At 60.5% G+C, this 18,625-nt stretch carries 16 protein-coding genes; all 16 read left to right on the top strand.

The annotated features are described in order from the left end of the window. Positions 1-33 precede the first annotated feature (33 nt). The 16 genes from FIV05_RS04065 (at position 34) to truB (ending at position 18,610) form a co-directional block, all read left to right on the top strand. Complete coding sequence (locus tag FIV05_RS04065; protein WP_031268709.1) at positions 34-483, top strand: Fur family transcriptional regulator; 450 nt, start codon at positions 34-36, stop codon at positions 481-483. Next, positions 476-1,342, top strand: coding sequence for a lysophospholipid acyltransferase family protein (locus tag FIV05_RS04060; RefSeq protein WP_022999122.1), 867 nt, complete (start codon positions 476-478; stop codon positions 1,340-1,342). The genes FIV05_RS04065 and FIV05_RS04060 overlap by 8 nt, the downstream gene beginning before the upstream one ends. Before the next feature lie 234 nt (positions 1,343-1,576). After that, positions 1,577-2,992: a tRNA (N6-isopentenyl adenosine(37)-C2)-methylthiotransferase MiaB gene (miaB, locus tag FIV05_RS04055; RefSeq protein ID WP_228872652.1), complete on the top strand. Its 1,416-nt coding sequence runs from the start codon at positions 1,577-1,579 to the stop codon at positions 2,990-2,992. Positions 2,993-3,076: 84 nt separating this feature from the next. Continuing rightward, a complete protein-coding gene (locus tag FIV05_RS04050) occupies positions 3,077-4,138 on the top strand; it encodes a PhoH family protein (protein WP_022999120.1) in 1,062 nt (353 codons plus the stop codon). A gap of 16 nt (positions 4,139-4,154) precedes the next feature. After that, a complete protein-coding gene (gene ybeY, locus FIV05_RS04045; RefSeq protein WP_075281731.1) occupies positions 4,155-4,670 on the top strand; it encodes an rRNA maturation RNase YbeY in 516 nt (171 codons plus the stop codon). A 35-nt stretch (positions 4,671-4,705) separates the two neighbouring features. Next, positions 4,706-5,902, top strand: coding sequence for a hemolysin family protein (locus FIV05_RS04040; RefSeq protein WP_022999118.1), 1,197 nt, complete (start codon positions 4,706-4,708; stop codon positions 5,900-5,902). A gap of 157 nt (positions 5,903-6,059) precedes the next feature. After that, on the top strand, positions 6,060-7,676 hold the full coding sequence (gene lnt / locus FIV05_RS04035; protein ID WP_209009851.1) for an apolipoprotein N-acyltransferase: 1,617 nt from the start codon (positions 6,060-6,062) through the stop codon (positions 7,674-7,676). Between the two features lie 190 nt (positions 7,677-7,866). Continuing rightward, positions 7,867-8,271: a helix-turn-helix transcriptional regulator gene (locus FIV05_RS04030; RefSeq protein ID WP_023014432.1), complete on the top strand. Its 405-nt coding sequence runs from the start codon at positions 7,867-7,869 to the stop codon at positions 8,269-8,271. 112 nt (positions 8,272-8,383) lie between these two features. After that, positions 8,384-9,556, top strand: a complete 1,173-nt coding sequence (metK, locus tag FIV05_RS04025) for a methionine adenosyltransferase (protein ID WP_022999115.1) — start codon at positions 8,384-8,386, stop codon at positions 9,554-9,556. A gap of 80 nt (positions 9,557-9,636) precedes the next feature. Next, positions 9,637-10,323: a tRNA (guanine(46)-N(7))-methyltransferase TrmB gene (locus FIV05_RS04020; RefSeq protein WP_152508748.1), complete on the top strand. Its 687-nt coding sequence runs from the start codon at positions 9,637-9,639 to the stop codon at positions 10,321-10,323. Between the two features lie 301 nt (positions 10,324-10,624). Further along, positions 10,625-11,218 carry a ribosome maturation factor RimP gene (rimP, locus tag FIV05_RS04015; protein WP_031268707.1) on the top strand — a complete coding sequence of 198 codons (594 nt, stop codon included), beginning with the start codon at positions 10,625-10,627 and terminating at the stop codon, positions 11,216-11,218. Positions 11,219-11,285: 67 nt separating this feature from the next. Beyond that, positions 11,286-12,941, top strand: a complete 1,656-nt coding sequence (gene nusA, locus FIV05_RS04010) for a transcription termination factor NusA (protein ID WP_062490911.1) — start codon at positions 11,286-11,288, stop codon at positions 12,939-12,941. Positions 12,942-13,081: 140 nt separating this feature from the next. Continuing rightward, entirely contained in the window at positions 13,082-13,717 is a 636-nt protein-coding gene (locus FIV05_RS04005; RefSeq protein WP_031268706.1) for an RNA-binding protein, read from the top strand. A gap of 29 nt (positions 13,718-13,746) precedes the next feature. Continuing rightward, positions 13,747-16,479, top strand: coding sequence for a translation initiation factor IF-2 (infB, locus tag FIV05_RS04000; RefSeq protein WP_152508747.1), 2,733 nt, complete (start codon positions 13,747-13,749; stop codon positions 16,477-16,479). 245 nt (positions 16,480-16,724) lie between these two features. Beyond that, positions 16,725-17,150 carry a 30S ribosome-binding factor RbfA gene (gene rbfA, locus FIV05_RS03995; RefSeq protein WP_055657070.1) on the top strand — a complete coding sequence of 142 codons (426 nt, stop codon included), beginning with the start codon at positions 16,725-16,727 and terminating at the stop codon, positions 17,148-17,150. A gap of 515 nt (positions 17,151-17,665) precedes the next feature. Continuing rightward, positions 17,666-18,610 (top strand): tRNA pseudouridine(55) synthase TruB, encoded by a 945-nt coding sequence (gene truB / locus FIV05_RS03990; RefSeq protein WP_055657074.1) that lies wholly within the window; start codon positions 17,666-17,668, stop codon positions 18,608-18,610. Positions 18,611-18,625 lie beyond the last annotated feature (15 nt).

Genomic DNA, 18,625 nt, shown 5'->3' with positions numbered 1-18,625 from the left:
CGGTATCGGAAACAGACAGCGGACGGCATCGCAATGGCGGAAGAGCGGCAATCAACGCTAGCGGACTTGTGCATCGAAAAAGGTATGCGCATGACCGAACAGCGTCGCGTCATTGCCTCCGTCATCGAAGCCGCGTCCGACGAGCACCCGGACGTCGAGGAACTCTACCGCCGCTCCGTGGCGATCGATCCTGGCATTTCCATTTCGACGGTCTATCGCACGGTGAAGTTGTTCGAGGACGCCGGCATGATCGAACGGCACGATTTTCGTGATGGCCGGTCGCGTTATGAAACCGTTCCGGACGAGCATCACGACCATCTGATCGATCTGCGCTCCGGCCAGGTCATCGAGTTCCGCAACGAGGAAATCGAGGCCTTGCAGGAATTCATCGCCAAGAAGCTGGGTTACCGTCTGGTCGATCACCGGCTGGAACTTTATGGCGTCCCGCTCGATGTCCCGAAGGATAATCAGGGCGATGGCTGAGCTCAAGGCCGGGGTTATCATCTTCCTTCTGACGCTGGTCTCGCTGGTGCTGATCCCGCTTCAGTGGCTGGCGGTGAAGCTCGGGCTGAAGATGCAGCGCAAACTACCCCAGCTCTGGCACCGGATCGCCACCCGGCTTGTGGGCATCAAGATCGAGCAGATCGGGGCCCCGGCCGTGGACCGGCCGTTGCTGATCGCCTCCAACCACGCATCCTGGGTCGATATCACCGTGGTCGGCTCGCTGATGCCTCTCTCCTTCATCGCCAAGTCCGAGGTTTCAGGCTGGCCCATTTTCGGCCTGTTCGCCAAGCTTCAGCGCACGGTGTTCGTCAATCGCACCCGGCGCACGGAAACCGCCCAGGTGGCCGATGCCATCGCCGATCGTATGGCTGCCGGGGACGCGATGGTCCTGTTTGCCGAAGGTACCTCCAACGACGGCAATTGCGTCCTGCCGTTTCGCTCGGCCCTACTGGGCGCCGCCACCCGTGCGGTCGGCGAGGACGAAACCTCGAAAGTCTGGGTGCAGCCACTTTCGGTCGCCTATCAGGGCTTTTACGGCCTGCCGATGGGTCGTGCCCATCGGCCGCATGTCGCCTGGTATGGCGATATGGAACTCGCCGGCCATCTTTGGGGCATCTTTTCGCGCGGTGCACTCGACGTGGTGGTGCGCTGGGGCGAGCCGGTTCTGGTTGACCGGACAACGGACCGGAAAGCCCTGACCCGCCGCCTGGAAACCGAGGTTAGGGCCATGACGATAGCCTCGCTGCTGCAAAAGCCGGTCGACACCGAAGATTTCAGCGAAATCGAGACACTCGAGTTCTTCTCAAACGCGGAAAAAACCGCTAAAGCTGGCGCCTGAATTTGCAAGGTGCCGTCCGCCGCCGGTCTCAGGCGCGGGTCCCGGGCATGAAGGACGGATCGATCCTGTGCCTGTGCCGGGTGAACTGCCCGATGAAGGTACCGACATTCACGACATCCGGCCGCCTGAAAAAGGCCAGCGTATCAAGGCCCTGAGGAGCCCCACGAGGAGCGAATGACAAGCCGCCCTGAACAAGACATGGAAACGAACGTCACCGCCGTTTCCACCGCCGATATGACAGACGCCCGCAAGGGTGGGAACACCCGCAAGGTGTTCGTGCGTACCTATGGCTGCCAGATGAACGTCTACGACAGCGAGCGCATGACCGATGTGCTGGCACCGGAGGGATTCGAGGCGACGGACGATCTGGAAGATGCGGATCTTGTCATTTTGAACACCTGCCACATTCGAGAAAAGGCAGCCGAGAAAGTCTATTCGGAGCTTGGCCGCATCCGCAAGGTCAAGGAAGAGCGGGCAAAATCCGGCAAGGACATGATGGTGGGTGTCGCCGGCTGCGTTGCGCAGGCGGAGGGCGAGGAAATTTCTCGCCGGGCGCCGATTGTCGATCTTGTGGTGGGCCCGCAGAGCTATCATCAGCTGCCGTCCCTTCTGGAAAAGGCCCGCGCGGGCTCCAAGGTTGTCGAGACCGAGTTCGACATCGACGCCAAGTTCAATCACCTGTCGGAACGTGCCGAAAAGCAGGTTCTCAAACGCCCGCCGTCCGCCTTCCTGACCGTGCAGGAAGGTTGCGACAAGTTCTGCACCTTCTGCGTCGTTCCCTACACGCGCGGGGCCGAAGTCTCCCGCTCTGTCGAGCAGATCGTCAGCGAAGCCGAACGCATGGCCGCGGCCGGGGTACGCGAGATCACGTTGCTGGGCCAGAACGTCAACGCCTATCACGGCACATCGCCGGACGGTGCCGTCTGGGGTCTTGGCCGGTTGCTGCGGCGCCTGGCGGAAATCGACGGTCTGGACCGGCTGCGCTATACCACCAGCCATCCGCGCGACATGGATGACGACCTGATCGAGGCGCATCGGGACCTGAAAAGCCTGATGCCGTATCTGCACCTGCCTGTGCAGTCCGGGTCCGACAAGATCCTGAAGGCGATGAACCGCCGGCACACGCGCGATGAGTATTTCCGCCTGATCGACCGCATTCGCGAGGTCTCTCCCGACATTGCGCTCTCAGGCGATTTCATCGTCGGTTTCCCGGGCGAGAGCGACCAGGATTTCGAAGACACGATGGATCTGATTCGACAGGTCGGCTACGGCTCGGCCTTCTCGTTCAAATACAGTTCCAGGCCCGGTACGCCCGGCGCGACCATGGACGAACAGGTGCCGGAGGACGTCAAGTCCGCACGGCTGGCCGCGCTTCAGGCGCTGGTTGCCGAGCAGCAGAAGGCGTTCAACGCCTCGCGTCTGGGCATGACCTGCGATGTGCTTCTGGAGAAGACCGGCCGCAATCCCGGACAGCTGGTCGGGAAGTCGCCGTGGCTGCAGCCGGTGCAACTGGATGCACCTGAAGACCTCATCGGGTCGATACAAGCGGTGGAAATCGTCGACATCGGGTCCAATTCCCTGTTCGGGCGGCTGATTGCGGGGCAAGATGATCTTGGAAGGTCCGGACGCATCCCGGCTCCGGCGGCCTAAAGGAGACGTCATTTGACGCGCGACAGCCACTCTTCATCCCGCAAGTCTTCGGTACAATCCTCTGCGGCCGGTTCGGCCTCCGACATGACCCATATTGTTCTTGCCTTTGAAGATAACCGGCTGATCGGAGATCTGTTTGGGCAATTCGACCAGAACCTTGCGCTGATCGAGCAGCGTCTTGGGATCGATGCGATTGCCCGGGGCAACCAGGTGACACTGAAAGGCAGCCAGGTTGGCTGCGCCCAGGCGCGCACGGCTCTGGAAGCCATGTATCAGCGTCTGCTGCAGGGACAGGAAATCCACCCGGGTGATGTCGACGGCGCGCTGCGCATGGCAGCGGCTGCGGAAGCGCAGCTGCCGTTGCCGACGCTGGAGCCGAAGTCCCGGCTGGCCTTCGCCCAGATCGCGACCCGCCGGAAAACGATCGTCGCCCGCACACCGACCCAGGATGCCTATATCAGGTCGATGGATCGGGCCGACCTGATTTTCGGAACCGGCCCTGCCGGTACCGGCAAGACCTTTCTGGCGGTTGCCTATGCAGCAGCTCTTCTGGAGCGCGGCGATGTGGCCCGTCTGATCCTGTCCCGTCCTGCCGTGGAAGCCGGTGAGCGCCTCGGCTTTTTGCCGGGTGAAATGAAGGACAAGGTCGATCCGTACCTGCGGCCGATCTACGATGCGCTTTACGAGATGATGCCTGCCGAGAAGGTCGACCGTGGCTTGCAGTCCGGCATGATCGAAGTGGCGCCGCTCGCCTTCATGCGCGGCCGCACGCTCTCCAACGCGGTGGTGCTGCTCGACGAGGCACAGAACACGACCTCCATGCAGATGAAGATGTTCCTGACGCGTCTTGGGGAAGGCTCGAAGATGATCGTCACCGGCGATCCGAGCCAGATCGACCTGCCGTCAGGACAGATGTCCGGTCTGCGCGAAGCGCTGGGGCTTTTGACGGACATTCCGGAAGTTGCCCACATCCGCTTCAACGAGAAAGACGTCGTCCGTCACGAACTGGTCGGACGGATCGTGACCGCTTACGACAACGCCTCTCGGGAAGAATCGGAAGCGCGCGAGCGCCGCTTTGCCGAGCGACAACGTGGTGCGGACCGCGACGGTGCCTCTGCGCGCCCTCGTGAAGCCGCAAATTCCTGAAAAGCCCTTGCCGACGATGCCAGACCGATTGCCTGATAGTTTTCAGATCGACCTTTCGATAGAAGCGGGTGATTGGCCGGCGGAAAGCCAGTTGGAAGCAATAACTGCAAAGGCAATCACCGCTGCCTTTGCAGGGGCGGATCTGGAAGTGCTGGAGGGAACCGAAGTCTCGCTGCTGTTTACCGACGACGCGTCGATCCGGCAGCTGAACGCGAAATGGCGCGACAAGGACAAGGCAACAAACGTCCTGTCCTTTCCCGGCAGCGATCCGCAAGGCGACGTTTATGGCCCCCTTCTGGGGGACATCGTTTTCGCCTATGAAACCGTCGCAGCGGAAGCTGCAGACCTTGGAATTGAATTTTCCGATCACCTTACCCATCTGACTGTTCACGGTTTGCTTCACCTTTTCGATTATGATCATCAGGAAAGTGAAGAGGCGGAACTGATGGAAAGCCTTGAGAAGTCCATTCTGGCGTCTCTTGGCATCGATGACCCTTACGCGGACAGGCCACTTGTGGCCGACGGCGGTTAAGTGGCATCATGGGATGTGATGTTCTTGATTGATGGATGATGAACTCAATTGAACCGCAAAGTCCGGCAACCGGGCAGAAGCCTGCCAGCACCGGACAGGACCAGGACGGGGAAGACCCGCAACAGCTGAAGCCGCAGAAACCTGCGGCCTTTCTCGATCTCCTCAAACGCTTCCTGCGCTTGGGCCGCCAGTCTTCGAGCTTGCGCGAGAACCTGGAGGACGAGCTTGCTCGCGAAGGTGGTGATGCTGCCTTCTCGCCGGAAGAGCGAATGCTCCTCGGCAACATTCTGAGACTGCGTGAATTGCGCGTCGACGACGTCATGATCCCGCGTGCGGATATCGACGCGGTCGATCTGGAAACCAGCCTGAGCCGCGTCATGGAACTGTTCCAGACGAGCGGGCATTCGCGCATGCCGGTTTACGAAGAGACGCTCGACGATCCGCGGGGCATGGTCCACATCAAGGATTTGATGGCCTATATCGCAGAACGTGGCGCTTCGAACCGTCCTGCAACTTCTGTGGACAATGAAAACGATACAACCGGCTTTCAACCGTCCAATTCGAATGCGCCTGCGCGAAACGGTCACAACATGCCTGACCTGGACCTGTCCTGTGTCGACCTGTCGGTCTCGCTGAAGGACACGGATCTGCTGCGCAATCTCTTGTTCGTGCCGCCGTCCATGCCGGCGACAGACCTGATGGCGAAAATGCAGGCCGATCGTATCCAGATGGCGCTGGTGATCGACGAATACGGCGGAACCGACGGACTTGTGTCGCTGGAGGATCTTGTCGAGGAAGTTGTCGGTGATATCGAAGACGAACACGACGAGGACGAGGAAGCCATGCTGGCTGCCGCCGGCGAGGGCGTGTGGATCGCAGATCCGCGTCTGCCGCTGGAGGAACTCGACGAAGCGCTCGGCACGCAGCTGAACGACGGCGAGATTTCCGAGGACGTCGATACGCTCGGTGGTCTGCTCTATGTCTCCGTTGGCCGCGTACCGGTCCGCGGCGAGCTGCTGCTGGTGCCGGATGAAGTGCCCGGGTTCGAGTTCGAGATAATGGATGCGGATCCGCGCCGCATCAAGCGCCTGAAGATCCGCCGCCGCCGCGCCGACGCGCGCCCGCCGGATCTTCGCCGCCGTCCAAAGCGGACCGATTCCGTTTCCGGCGAGAGCAGCCAGGACAGCGAAAGCACCAAGACCAAGGTTGCTGCGTCCAGCGGAAACGGATGAGCGGCCGGACGCCGAAACCAGCCAAATGGATGCTTGCCAACGGTGCCGATGGCCCGTCGTCTCGAAGCGACTTCTTCGCGCGCCGTTGGTATTAACCCTTGACCCCACTGCGGCGAGCCGACAAATCTCCTGACCGCAAGTATGGGGAAGCTCTTTGATGCAATGGTTGTCACACCGCCTGTCGGCCCTGCCAAATACCTTTCTTCTGGCATGGGGCTGGCAGCGCCGTCTCTTGTGCGCCGCCTGCGGTGCGCTGACGGCCTTTGCGCTTCCCCCTTATGACTTCACCTTCGTGCTTCTGGTCACGTTTCCCTGTCTGGTCTGGATGCTGGACGGAGCGGTCGATCCCGCACCCGGCAAGCGGGTTCAGCGGTTTCGCACCGGCTTCGCGCTCGGCTGGTTGTTCGGCTTCGGCTATTTTCTCTCGGGCCTTTGGTGGATCGGCGCGGCGTTTCTGGTGGAAGCGGAGCGCTTTGCCTGGCTGATGCCCTTTGCCGTGCTGGCAATGCCTGTCGGGCTGGCGCTGTTCACGGGCCTTGGGGTGGGACTGGCCGCGATATTCTGGAGTGACCAGTTTCGCCGCATCCTGGTACTTGCTGCCGGCCTGACACTGACGGACTGGCTGCGCGGCCATGTCCTGACCGGATTTCCCTGGAATGCCTTCGGCTATGGCGTGTCCGGATCGCTGAGTGTGTCACAGGCGGCAAGTCTTGTCGGGCTCTATGGTCTCACCTTCTTCGTGGTTGCGATCTTTTCGACGCCGGCCGTTCTGGCCGACGCTCGCCCGTTTCGCCAGCGCGTGACGGCCGTTGTCATTGCCGCGGTTGCTCTGGCCGCGGTTGCAGGTTACGGCGTCGTCAGGCTCTGGCAGACGGCATTGCCTGTTGCCGATCTGGACATCCGAATCGTGCAGCCATCGATCGATCAGAAAGACAAATGGCGGCCGGAGCTGCGCGACGAGATCTTTCAGACCTTCCTCGACATGACCGAAGCGCCGCTTGGCGGCGCCGCGCGCGTCGGACAGCCGCGCATGGTGGTCTGGCCGGAATCGGCCGTTCCCTTCCTGCTGACACAGGAGCCGGGAGCCTTGTTCCGGATCGGTCAGTCGCTCGGTGACAAGACCGAACTGGTGACCGGTGCGATCCGGGCCGAGCCCGGCATGAGAGGGGCAGATTACTTCAACAGCGTCTTTGTCATCGGCACCGAGGGCACCGTCCAGGGCATCTACGACAAGGTTCGGCTCGTACCTTTCGGTGAATACGTTCCGTTTAAACCTCTGCTTGAATCACTGGGAATTTCTAACCTTGCAGGCCCCATGGATGGGTTCGAGGCCGGGTATCAACCGCGTGTACTGACCACCTCCGAAAGTTTTAGTTTTCTACCCATGATTTGCTATGAGGCAATTTTTCCGGGATCTCTGGACGGTGTTTCCAGGAGGCCGGATTTTCTGCTGAACGTTACCAACGACGCCTGGTTTGGCCGGACGCCCGGCCCTTATCAGCACCTCGCACAGGCTCGTTTACGTGCCATCGAAACCGGCCTGCCGCTGATTAGAGCTGCAAATACAGGCATTTCAGCGGTGATTGATGCCAAAGGTCAGGTGGTCGCGAAACTCGCGATATTCGAAAAAGGTCTGATCGATTCCAAGCTTCCGCAGAGACTAGACAATACTCTCTACGGCATTTTTGGCGATCTGCCGGTGCTCGTTATCTCGTTTCTTATCGTAGTATTTGCCGGGTTTTACCAATACAACCGCGATTCGCGTGTAAATTGATATTTTTTGTTTGAGTTGAGTGAAGAAACTGTGATACAACCGTGAAATAGCCGATTGAAGGCTGCTTCATGTACAAGTGAAAGGTTGCGGGCAAACTTCGGTCTCTTGAGCCTGTGGGGGGATGTCAGGAGAGCTTGTGCAAACGAAAACGAGCGGGCTTTTTCCGCGAGAAAAAGAAAGAGCGACACAGATGCCCAGTAAAAAGTCTCCGAATCCGATCGATATTCATGTTGGCAGCCGCGTCCGGCTTCGCCGCATGATGCTAGGCATGAGTCAGGAAAAGCTTGGCGAAAGTCTGGGCATCACCTTCCAGCAGATCCAGAAATACGAAAAAGGCACCAACCGTATCGGTGCCAGCCGGTTGCAACACATCGCAACCGTTCTGAAAGTCCCGGTTTCCTTTTTCTTCGAAGATGCGCCCGGTACGCCTGAAGAGGCGGAAGGCTTCGGCGAAACGCAGCCGACCTCCTATGTTGTCGACTTCCTGTCTTCTTCCGAAGGCCTGTCCCTGAACAAGGCATTCGTGCGGATTGAAGACCCGAAAGTACGCCGCCGGATCGTCGATCTGGTCCGGTCTCTGGCTGGCGACGACTGACAAAATTCACGCGCGCGCTTGACGCGGCGAAGAACTTCTAAGATTGATGCAGACGGAGCGGCGATGACAATCGCCGCTTCTGTCATATTCATTCCCAGAAGGACGATCGCCAATGGCACGTCAGAATTACCTGTTTACCTCCGAGTCCGTCTCCGAAGGGCATCCGGATAAAGTATGCGACCGTATTTCCGATGCGGTTGTAGATGCCTACCTCAAGGAAATGCCGGAAGCGCGCGTTGCCTGTGAAACCCTGGCAACGACCAACCGCATCGTGATCGCCGGCGAAACCCGCGGTCCGTCAACCATCACCAACGATTACATCGCTCATCTTGCCCGCATGGCCGTCAAGGATATCGGCTACGAGCAAGACGGTTTCCATTGGGAAAACTGCGATATCGCCGTTCACCTTCACGCGCAGTCCGCACACATCGCCCAGGGCGTTGATGCCGCCGACAACAAGGACGAAGGTGCGGGCGATCAGGGCATCATGTTCGGCTACGCCTGCCGCGAAACCGAAGAGTTGATGCCGGCTCCGATCCTGTTTTCGCACAAGATCCTGCGTCTTCTGGCCGACGTCCGCAAATCCGGTCAGGAGCCTGCGCTCGGCCCGGACGCGAAGAGCCAGGTAACCGTCCGCTACGTCGACGGCAAGCCGGTCGAGGCAACCTCGATCGTTCTGTCGACCCAGCATCTGGATCCGGCCCTGACCTCCTCCGACGTGCGCGCCATTGTCGAGCCCTACATCCGCACTGCACTGCCGGAAGGCTTCATCACCGGCGACACCGTCTGGCACGTCAACCCGACCGGCGCCTTCGTCATCGGCGGCCCTGACGGTGATGCAGGCCTGACCGGCCGCAAGATCATTGTCGACACCTACGGTGGTGCAGCTCCACACGGCGGCGGCGCATTCTCCGGCAAGGATCCGACCAAGGTGGACCGTTCGGCAGCCTACGCGGCGCGCTATCTTGCCAAGAACGTTGTTGCGGCCGATCTGTCCGACCGCTGCACCATTCAGCTTTCCTACGCCATCGGCGTTCCGGAGCCGCTGTCGGTCTACGTCGACCTGCATGGCACCGGCCGTTGCGATGAAGCCAAGCTGGAAAAAGCCTTGCGCGATGTCATGGGTCTCAGCCCGCGCGGCATTCGCCAGCACCTGAAGCTGAACAACCCGATCTATGAGCGCACCGCCGCTTACGGCCACTTCGGCCGCGAACCTGAGGCCGATGGCGGCTTCAGCTGGGAAAAGACGGATCTGGTTGACGCGCTGCGCCCGCTTGCGGGATAAGCTGCGCTTACGCTGAACATGGAAGAAGTGAAGCAGATCGCCGGTTCAGTGCCGGCGATCTGTCGTTTTGAAGTTGAATTATGACTGACCGCTACGAAGGTTCCTTTTACGGCCGCCGCAAGGGCAAGCCGTTGAGCCCGCGCCGTGAGGCGCTGATGGAAAACGAACTGCCGCGCCTCGCGCTGGACCTGGCGACCCCCGCTCCGGAGGATCTGAAGACCCTCTTTGATGCGGATGTCGACGAGGTGTGTCTGGAGGTCGGTTTTGGCGGCGGTGAGCATCTGCTCCACCGGGCCAGAACCAATCCGCGTGTCGGCTTCATCGGCGTCGAACCTTTCGTCGGCAGCATGGCCAAGGCCGTGAATGCCGTCGTGGGGGAGGGGTTCCGCAATATCCGCCTTTACGATGATGATGCCGTCAATGTGCTGGACTGGTTGCCCGAGGCAAGTCTCGACTTGGCCTATCAGCTCTATCCGGATCCCTGGCCGAAAAAGCGCCACTGGAAGCGCCGGTTCATCAACGAGCAGAATCTCGATCGCTATGCCCGGGTCATCAAGCCCGGCCACGAATTCCGTTTTGCCAGCGACATCGATACCTACGTCGACTGGACACTGCGCCATTGCCGCGACCATGTGGCGTTCGAATGGGCTGCGGAAACTGCATCCGACTGGAAAACGCCCTGGGAAGGCTGGCCGAGTACACGCTACGAGGCGAAGGCCATCCGCGAGGGGCGTATCGGACGCTACCTGACCTTCCGCAGGGTGTAGCGGCGTAGCGCGGAGAACGGCGCATTTGCTGCCGTTTATCGGGGGATTCTGGACTGGCGCCAACTTCTTTGAGGAATTTGGCCCGGCCTCTTGCCTTTTTGCCCCCTTTGGCGTTATACAGCCCGTGTTTCACCTCAAACGGCTTATCTGAGCACTTTGAGAGTGGGCCCGCCGGGGACCCGCTCTTTTTTGCTTACATAACCGGAAACCAACGAGTTCGAGCAGGACTGCCCTATGTAAATCGACAATCAGGTGCATCTGATGCTCAAGAGCCGGTAACGGCCGCCAACAGGAGCCAAGTGTGAGCGCACACGAACCGAGAATTGTGACGGAACAGGGTCTTGATGCCCGTGTTGCCGCAATTGTGGAGCCGGTCATCGAGGACCTCGGCTACCGACTGGTGCGTACGAAGATCAGTGCTCAGAACGGCTGCACCCTGCAGATCATGGCGGAGCGCCCCGACGGCACCATGACGGTCGAGGACTGCGAAACCATCAGCCGGGCCGTCTCGCCTGCGCTCGACGTCGAAGACCCGATCAACCGGGCATATCATCTAGAAGTTTCATCTCCAGGTATCGATCGTCCGCTCGTGCGGGCCGGCGATTTCAATCGCTGGGCCGGCCATGAGCTGAAGGTCGAGATGGCCGTCATGCTGGATGGCCGCAAGCGGTTCCGGGGCAAGCTCCTCGGCGCGGAAGACGGCAAGGCCAACCTTCGGCTGCCCGATGTGCGGGAAGGCGAAGAGGACACCGTGGCGCTGCCGCTGGAGAACATCGGCGAAGCCAAGCTGGTTCTGACCGATGACTTGATTACCGCAGCTCTTCAGGCGGAAAAGGCGGCGCTTGCCGCCCGTGGCCAGGATGACGAGCTGTCGCAGGACAACATGCCCAACTGAGCCACAGGCTCTAAGGGAAAGAAGAAGAACGCGCCCGAACCGATCCTTGGCGCAAGAGGAGTGGAATATGGCAATCAGCGCGAACCGGCTGGAACTGCTGCAAATCGCTGACGCGGTCGCACGGGAAAAATCCATCGACCGGATGATCGTCATCAATGCAATGGAAGACGCGATCCAGAAGGCAGCCCGCTCCCGCTATGGTACGGAAACGGAAGTCCGTGCCGAAATCAATCCGAAGACCGGCGAGATCCGTTTGCAGCGCCTGCTTCAGGTCGTTGACACTGTCGAGAACGTTTCCACCGACATCTCTCTTGATGACGCGCAGGCCCGCAATCCGGAAGCCAGCATCGGCGACTTCATTGCCGAACCGCTGCCGCCGCTCGATTTCGGCCGTATCGCCGCCCAGTCCGCCAAGCAGGTCATCGTGCAGAAAGTGCGCGAAGCCGAGCGTGACCGTCAGTACGAAGAATTCAAGGACCGTGTCGGCGAAGTCGTCAACGGTGTCGTCAAGCGCGCGGAATACGGCAACGTCATCGTGGATCTTGGCCGCGGCGAAGGCATCGTCCGCCGCGACGAGCTGATCCCGCGCGAAATCTTCCGCACGGGCGACCGCATCCGCGCCATCATTTACGACGTTCGCCGCGAGCAGCGCGGCCCGCAGATCTTCCTGTCGCGCACGCATCCGCAGTTCATGGCGAAGCTGTTTGCCCAGGAAGTTCCGGAAATCTACGACGGCGTCATCGAGATCAAGTCCGTTGCCCGTGACCCGGGTTCGCGCGCGAAGATCGCCGTGATCTCCAAGGACAGCTCCATCGATCCGGTCGGCGCCTGCGTGGGTATGCGCGGCAGCCGCGTCCAGGCCGTTGTTGGCGAGCTCCAGGGCGAAAAGATCGACATCATCCCGTGGAACGAAGAAGCGGCAACCTTCATCGTCAACGCCCTGCAGCCGGCCGAAGTTGCCAAGGTTGTTCTGGACGAAGACGCCGAACGTATTGAAGTTGTCGTTCCCGATGACCAACTATCACTGGCGATCGGCCGCCGCGGCCAGAACGTGCGTCTGGCCTCACAGCTGACCGGCTGGGCCATTGACATCATGACCGAGCAGGAAGAAAGCGACCGCCGCCAGAAGGAATTCCTGGAGCGCTCGCAGCTGTTCATGGAAGCCCTCAACGTGGACGAGATGGTCGGACAGTTGCTGGCGACCGAAGGCTTTACCTCGGTTGAGGAAGTTGCCTATGTGGAGCTCGACGAGATCTCCATGATCGAAGGCTTCGACGACGACACCGCCGTCGAAATCCAGGCACGTGCCCGGGATTACCTGGCCGAGCTGGAAGCAAAACTCGACGAAGAGCGTATTTCGCTCGGCGTTGCCGACGACTTGAGGTCGATTGATGGCCTGACAACGGCTATGATGGTTGCCTTGGGCAAGGACGACATCAAGACGATGGAAGACCTCGCCGGTTGCGCTGCTGACGATCTCGTCGGCTGGACCGAACGCAAGGACGGTGAAACCAAGCGCTTCGAAGGTGCTCTTTCGGAATTCGACATGTCCCGCGCTGAAGCGGAAAACGTCGTGATGGCCGCCCGTCTGGCCGCCGGCTGGATCACCGAGGAAGAACTCGCAGCTCAGGCTGAGGCAGAAGAAGCCGAAGAAGAAGACGAGGCCGAAATGGCCGAGACCGTTGGAGAAGAGCCGCAGGGCGGCGCGATCCTGAACGGGTAACGAGAGAGGCAAAAGCCTCCTGTATGAAGCTTCCGGTATGGCCCCGGCCGATCGGCAGCTTCGAATTCGCAAGTTCGATCAACTTTTCTGCGCCGAAGGTGTTCGCACCGGAAAGCAGGTTGATCTAAAGGAGTGGCAGCGTGCCCAGGAAGAGTGAGCCGACCGAACGGCAATGTGCCGTGACCCGGGAGGTTCAGCCCGTCAGTGCGCTGATCCGGTTCGTCCTCGACCCGCAAGGCGAGGTGGTTCCGGATCTGAAGCGGGTTCTTCCAGGGCGTGGTGTTTGGATAACCGCCACGAAAGAAGTCGTGGCTGTTGCCGAAAAGGACCGGAAAAAGGTCTTCGGCAGGGGTTTTAAAGGGGAAGCCTCTGTCGAGCCGGGACTGGCGGATCGGGTTGATGCGCTCATGGAACGATCGGCGCTGCAAGCGCTCTCCATGACGCGCAAGGCCGGCGAGCTGGTAACGGGATATGCGAAAGTTGAAGCAGCTCTGCGGCAGGAAGATGTCGCCGGGCTGGTCCATGCCTCGGACGCTGCAGAAGACGGGGTAAGGAAGCTGGCGGCACTGGCTGCCGGCACTCAGGAACACGCAAACGGATGCCAAATCGTCCGTTTGTTCGATTCGGACCAATTGGATTTGGCATTGGGCCGGTCAAATGTGATACATGCTGCACTGCTTGCGGGGCAGGCGAGCGAAAACTTCCTGTCGCGGGTGCGTGACCTGGAGCGTTTTCGCAACTCCTCCGGGGCAAGCAGCGATAATGGCAACGCTTGAAAAGGCGGTTGCGCAGGACTGAAGGCAATATGAGCGATACGAAAAATCCAGGCGACAAGACAATCAGCGTTGAGCGTGGCAAAACGCTTGGCCTAAAGCGCGGCGGTGGCGATCAGGGAACTGTTCGGCAGTCCTTCTCGCATGGCCGGACCAAAGCCGTCGTCGTGGAAAAGAAGAAGCGTCGTGTTGTACTCCCGGGGCAGGAAGCGAAAGCAGAAGCTCCTGCGCCGACAACACAGCGCCTCGAGCGGCCGGCTGAAGCGCCGCGTACGCCGCCACAGCCAGATCCACAGGCGACCAAGCAGGCCCGCCGGTCTGCCTCCGGCCAGCGCCAAAAGGGCAACGGCAACGTTCTGCGCACCCTGACCAAGGAAGAAGCGGCAGCACGTGCGGCAGCCCTTCAGATGGCGAAGGTGCGCGACGAGGAAGACCGCAAGCGCCGCGAAGAAGAAGACAAGCGCCGGGCTGTTGAAGCCGCGCAGCGTCAGGCCGAAGAAGAGGCCCGCGCCAAGGTGGAAGCGGAAGAGCGCGCAAAGCGTGAAGCCGAAGAAGCTCTCCAGGCTGCGGAACAGGCCAAGGCCGAACCGAAGAGCGAACCTGTCGCCGAACCGGCAACGGAAGCTGCTGCGCCTGTGCGCAAGGAAGCAACCGGTCGCACCGTGGTTCGCAAGCCGGCTCACGCCGACGGCGGCAAGCCGCCCAGCCTTGACGACATGGGCAAGCGCAAGGCGCCGGAAGCTCCGGCCGCACGTGCGAAACCCGAGCGCGGAGAATCCGAAGAAGACGATCGCAACAACAAGAGCGTTCGTGCGGTCAAACGCCCGAAGCAGGCTCCGGCTCCCGCCGCGCGTCCGCGCACTGGCGACGACCGCCGCCGCTCCAAGCTGACCATCTCCGCCGCCACCGGTGGCGACGACGGCCAGCGTGCGCGGTCTCTGGCTTCCATGCGCCGTCGCCAGGAAAAGGCGAAGCGCGGGCAGCAGCAGGTCGTGCGTGAAAAGATCATGCGTGAAGTCGTTCTGCCGGAAGCCATCACGATCCAGGAACTCGCCAACCGTATGGCAGAGCGCGCCGTGGACGTGATCAAGCTTCTCATGAAGCAGGGCCAGATGCTCAAGATCAACGACGTTATCGACGCCGATACCGCCGAACTGATCGCCGAGGAAATGGGCCACACGGTCAAGCGCGTGTCTGAAGCAGACGTCGAAGAAGGTCTGTTCACCACGGAAGACGAACCGGCCACCCTGCTGCCGCGTCCTCCGGTCGTGACCATCATGGGTCACGTCGATCACGGCAAGACCTCGCTGCTCGATGCGATCCGCAAGTCGAAGGTTGTCACCGGCGAAGCCGGCGGCATTACCCAGCACATCGGCGCCTATCAGGTCGATCAGGACGGCAACAAGATCACCTTCATCGATACCCCGGGCCACGCTGCGTTCTCGCAGATGCGTGCTCGCGGTGCGAAGTCGACCGATATCGTGATCCTTGTTGTTGCTGCCGACGATGGTGTCATGCCGCAGACCAAGGAAGCCGTTGCGCACGCCAAGGCGGCCGACGTACCGATCATCGTGGCCATCAACAAGATGGACAAGCCGGAAGCAGATCCGAACCGCGTCCGTACCGAACTTCTCAGCGAGAGCCTCGTTGTGGAATCCATGGGCGGTGACGTGATCGATGTGGAAGTCTCGGCCAAGAGTGGCCAGGGCCTCGACAAGCTTCTGGAAATGATCCTGCTGCAGTCCGAAGTTCTGGAACTCCAGGCAAATCCGGACCGCAAGGCGGAAGGTATCGTCATCGAAGCGCAGCTCGACAAGGGCCGTGGTCCGGTTGCCACCGTTCTGGTGCAGAAGGGCACACTCAAGCCGGGCGACATTCTTGTTGCCGGTGCCGAGTGGGGCCGCGTCCGCGCCATGCTCGACGAGAATGGCAACCAGGTGAAGGAAGCCGGTCCGGCCAAACCGGTCGAGGTTCTGGGCTTCCAGGGCACGCCGGAAGCCGGTGACATGGTTGCGGTCGTCGACAACGAAGCCCGCGCCCGTGAAATTACCGATTACCGTCAGCGCCAGATCCGCGAGAAGGCCTCCGTGGTCGCCTCCGGTACGCGTGGTTCGCTCGAGCAGATGATGAACCGTCTGCAGGAAACCGGCAAAAAAGAGTTCCCGCTGGTGCTCAAGGCCGACGTGCAGGGCTCCGCGGAAGCGATTGCCCATGCGCTCAACGAACTCGGCAACGAGGAAGTCGGCGCACGCATCCTGCTCTCCGGTGTCGGTGGCATCACCGAAAGCGACGTCACGCTGGCGCTCGCTTCCAAGGCTCCGATCATCGGCTTCAACGTGCGTGCCAACAAGCAGGCTCGTGAAGCGGCAAGCCGCGAAGGCATCGAGATCCGTTACTACAACGTGATCTACGACCTGGTCGACGACATCAAGGCGGCCCTGTCGGGCATGCTGTCGCCGGAGCGCCGCGAGACCTTCCTCGGCAATGCGGAGATCAAGGAAATCTTCCACATCTCCAAGGTCGGCAAGGTTGCAGGCTGTCTGGTCACCGAAGGTGTCGTGGAACGTGGCGCCAACGTTCGCCTCATTCGCGACGACGTGGTCATCCACGAAGGCGAACTGGGCACGCTCAAGCGCTTCAAGGACGAGGTCAAGTCTGTCGAATCCGGTCAGGAATGCGGCATGAACTTCGTCAAGTACCAGGACATGCGTCCGGGCGACGTCATCGAGTGCTTCCGCGTCGAGCAGATCGCACGGACACTCTGATCGAAGTCAGAAATCTACTTGAAACTGATGTCAGCGGCTTATTCAATTAAGCCGCTGACGTCGTATCTGGTCGCAGGTAACGCCGTTATGCCATGGCTCGGCCGTGGTATTCGCACCATCCAGATGGTCTCGCCACCGTCCGCGCTTCAGGCCCGGTAATGGCGCGGATCGCTGGGACCGGTCCGCCAACGGCGCCCGAATACGTCGGGACGGAATGCGCTGCCAGAGATGCAGGAACAACAACAATGGCAAGACAACACGGACAGGACAGCCGCGGCCCTTCCCAGCGCCAGTTGCGCGTTGGCGAGACGGTCCGCAAGGAGCTGTCCGATATTCTGACCCGGGGACGGTTCTCCGACCCCGATCTCGACGGGGTGATCGTCACGATCCCCGAAGTGCGCATGACACCGGACCTGCGCCTGGCCACCTGCCTGGTGATGCCGCTTGGGGGTGTCAACGCTGAAAATGTCGAAAAGGCCCTGAACCGCAGCGCCAAATATCTGCGCGGCCAGGTGTCCCGCCGGCTGACCATGAAATACATGCCGGACCTGCGCTTCGTTCTCGACACCAGGTTCGACGACGACGACCGCATCGGCACGCTGCTGCATTCCCCGGAAGTCTCCCGCGATCTCGACGCGGACGAAGAGGACGGCGACCCAGCCAAGGATTGATTGCCGCGTTGAAACCACAATTCACGGTTCAATTTGAAATTGCGTGAATCCGAGTTCTTGGCCCTCGGTAATTGTAGCCTCGCCGGGAAATGGAAAACTGAATTTGTCTGGCCGGTCGACTTGAATGTGTGCCGTGTCGGCAAGTCACTTGATGTGAAAGAAGATGGCGCTCTTCAGAACTATCGCAGCAATCGCACTTGGTGCAGCGACCTCTGCATGTGTCGTGTTTCCCGTTCCACGCGTCCTCTCGCCTGAGGTTTCGGGCGTGCTGTTAAACGATGGTATGCCGGTTGCAAATGCAGAGATTGAGTTGGTGGCAGTATTGGCTCCATCAGACGCATAAAGTTGGAAACCAGATGACTTACTGTGACCACAACAGACTTGAAAAACTCAAGAATGATCGCTGACGAAAGCTGATGTCTTCAGGGTCTTGCTGTTGCGTATGGATGGTGGGTCCGACAGTCAGTTTTTCGTTTGTCGCCGAAAAACAATTGCAATCGTATTGAAACGCACTCATGGCACGCCAAAAACAATTCAAAAGAAAAAAGAACGCAATCAACGGCTGGCTTGTGCTGGACAAGCCCTATGGCATCACCTCCAACGACGCACTCGGCAAGATCAAGCGGATCTTCTCGCCGGAAAAGGTCGGTCATGCCGGAACACTGGATCCGCGCGCGTCCGGACTCCTGCCGGTCGCCTTCGGCGAAGCCACGAAAACCGTGCCCTTCGTCATGGATGGCCGCAAGGTCTACCGTTTCGAGGTGACCTGGGGCGTGGAAACCAACACGGACGACACCGAGGGCGAGGCGGTTGCCACGTCCGACGTGCGGCCGAATGCGGAAGAAATCTCGGCAGTTCTTGGTGAGTTTGTCGGCACGATCATGCAGGTTCCGCCGAAATTCTCCGCCATCAAGATCGCCGGTGAACGGGCATATGATCTGGCGCGCGACGGCGAAGAGGTCGAGCTGGAAGCCCGGCCCATCGACGTGCACCGGCTGGATCTGGTCGAATGTCCGGACGAGAACCGGGCTGTTTTCGAGGCTGAATGCGGCAAGGGGACCTATGTGCGGGCAATCGCCCGCGACCTCGGCCGCCGTCTCGGCACCTGTGGTCACGTTACCGAACTGCGAAGATTGCTGGTCGGGCCGTTCGGCGAAGACGACCTGATCGGGCTGGACGAAATCCTGGAAGCATCCGAGGCACTTGAGGAAGGCGCCGGCGTCGAGGCGCTGGTCGAGGAGTTCGTCCTGCCGGTTCGCGAGGCGATGGACAATCTGATCGAGGTACCGGTTTCGCTCGATGACGCGGCAAAAATCCGCAAGGGCATGGCCGTGTTGCTGCGCGGCCGCGATGCACCGCTCAACACGGAAGTCGCCTTTGCCAGCCACGCCAGCGTGCCGGTCGCCATCGGCTCAATTGACAAGGGCCGGTTCCAGCCGACCAGGGTGTTTCACCTGTAAATTCGGGTGTGGCGA

The sequence above is a fragment of the Labrenzia sp. THAF191a genome (assembly GCF_009363335.1).
GTDB classification, from domain to species: domain Bacteria; phylum Pseudomonadota; class Alphaproteobacteria; order Rhizobiales; family Stappiaceae; genus Roseibium; species Roseibium algicola.
Note: the sequence above shows the minus strand (reverse complement) of the source record. Positions and strands in the feature narration are given on the sequence as shown.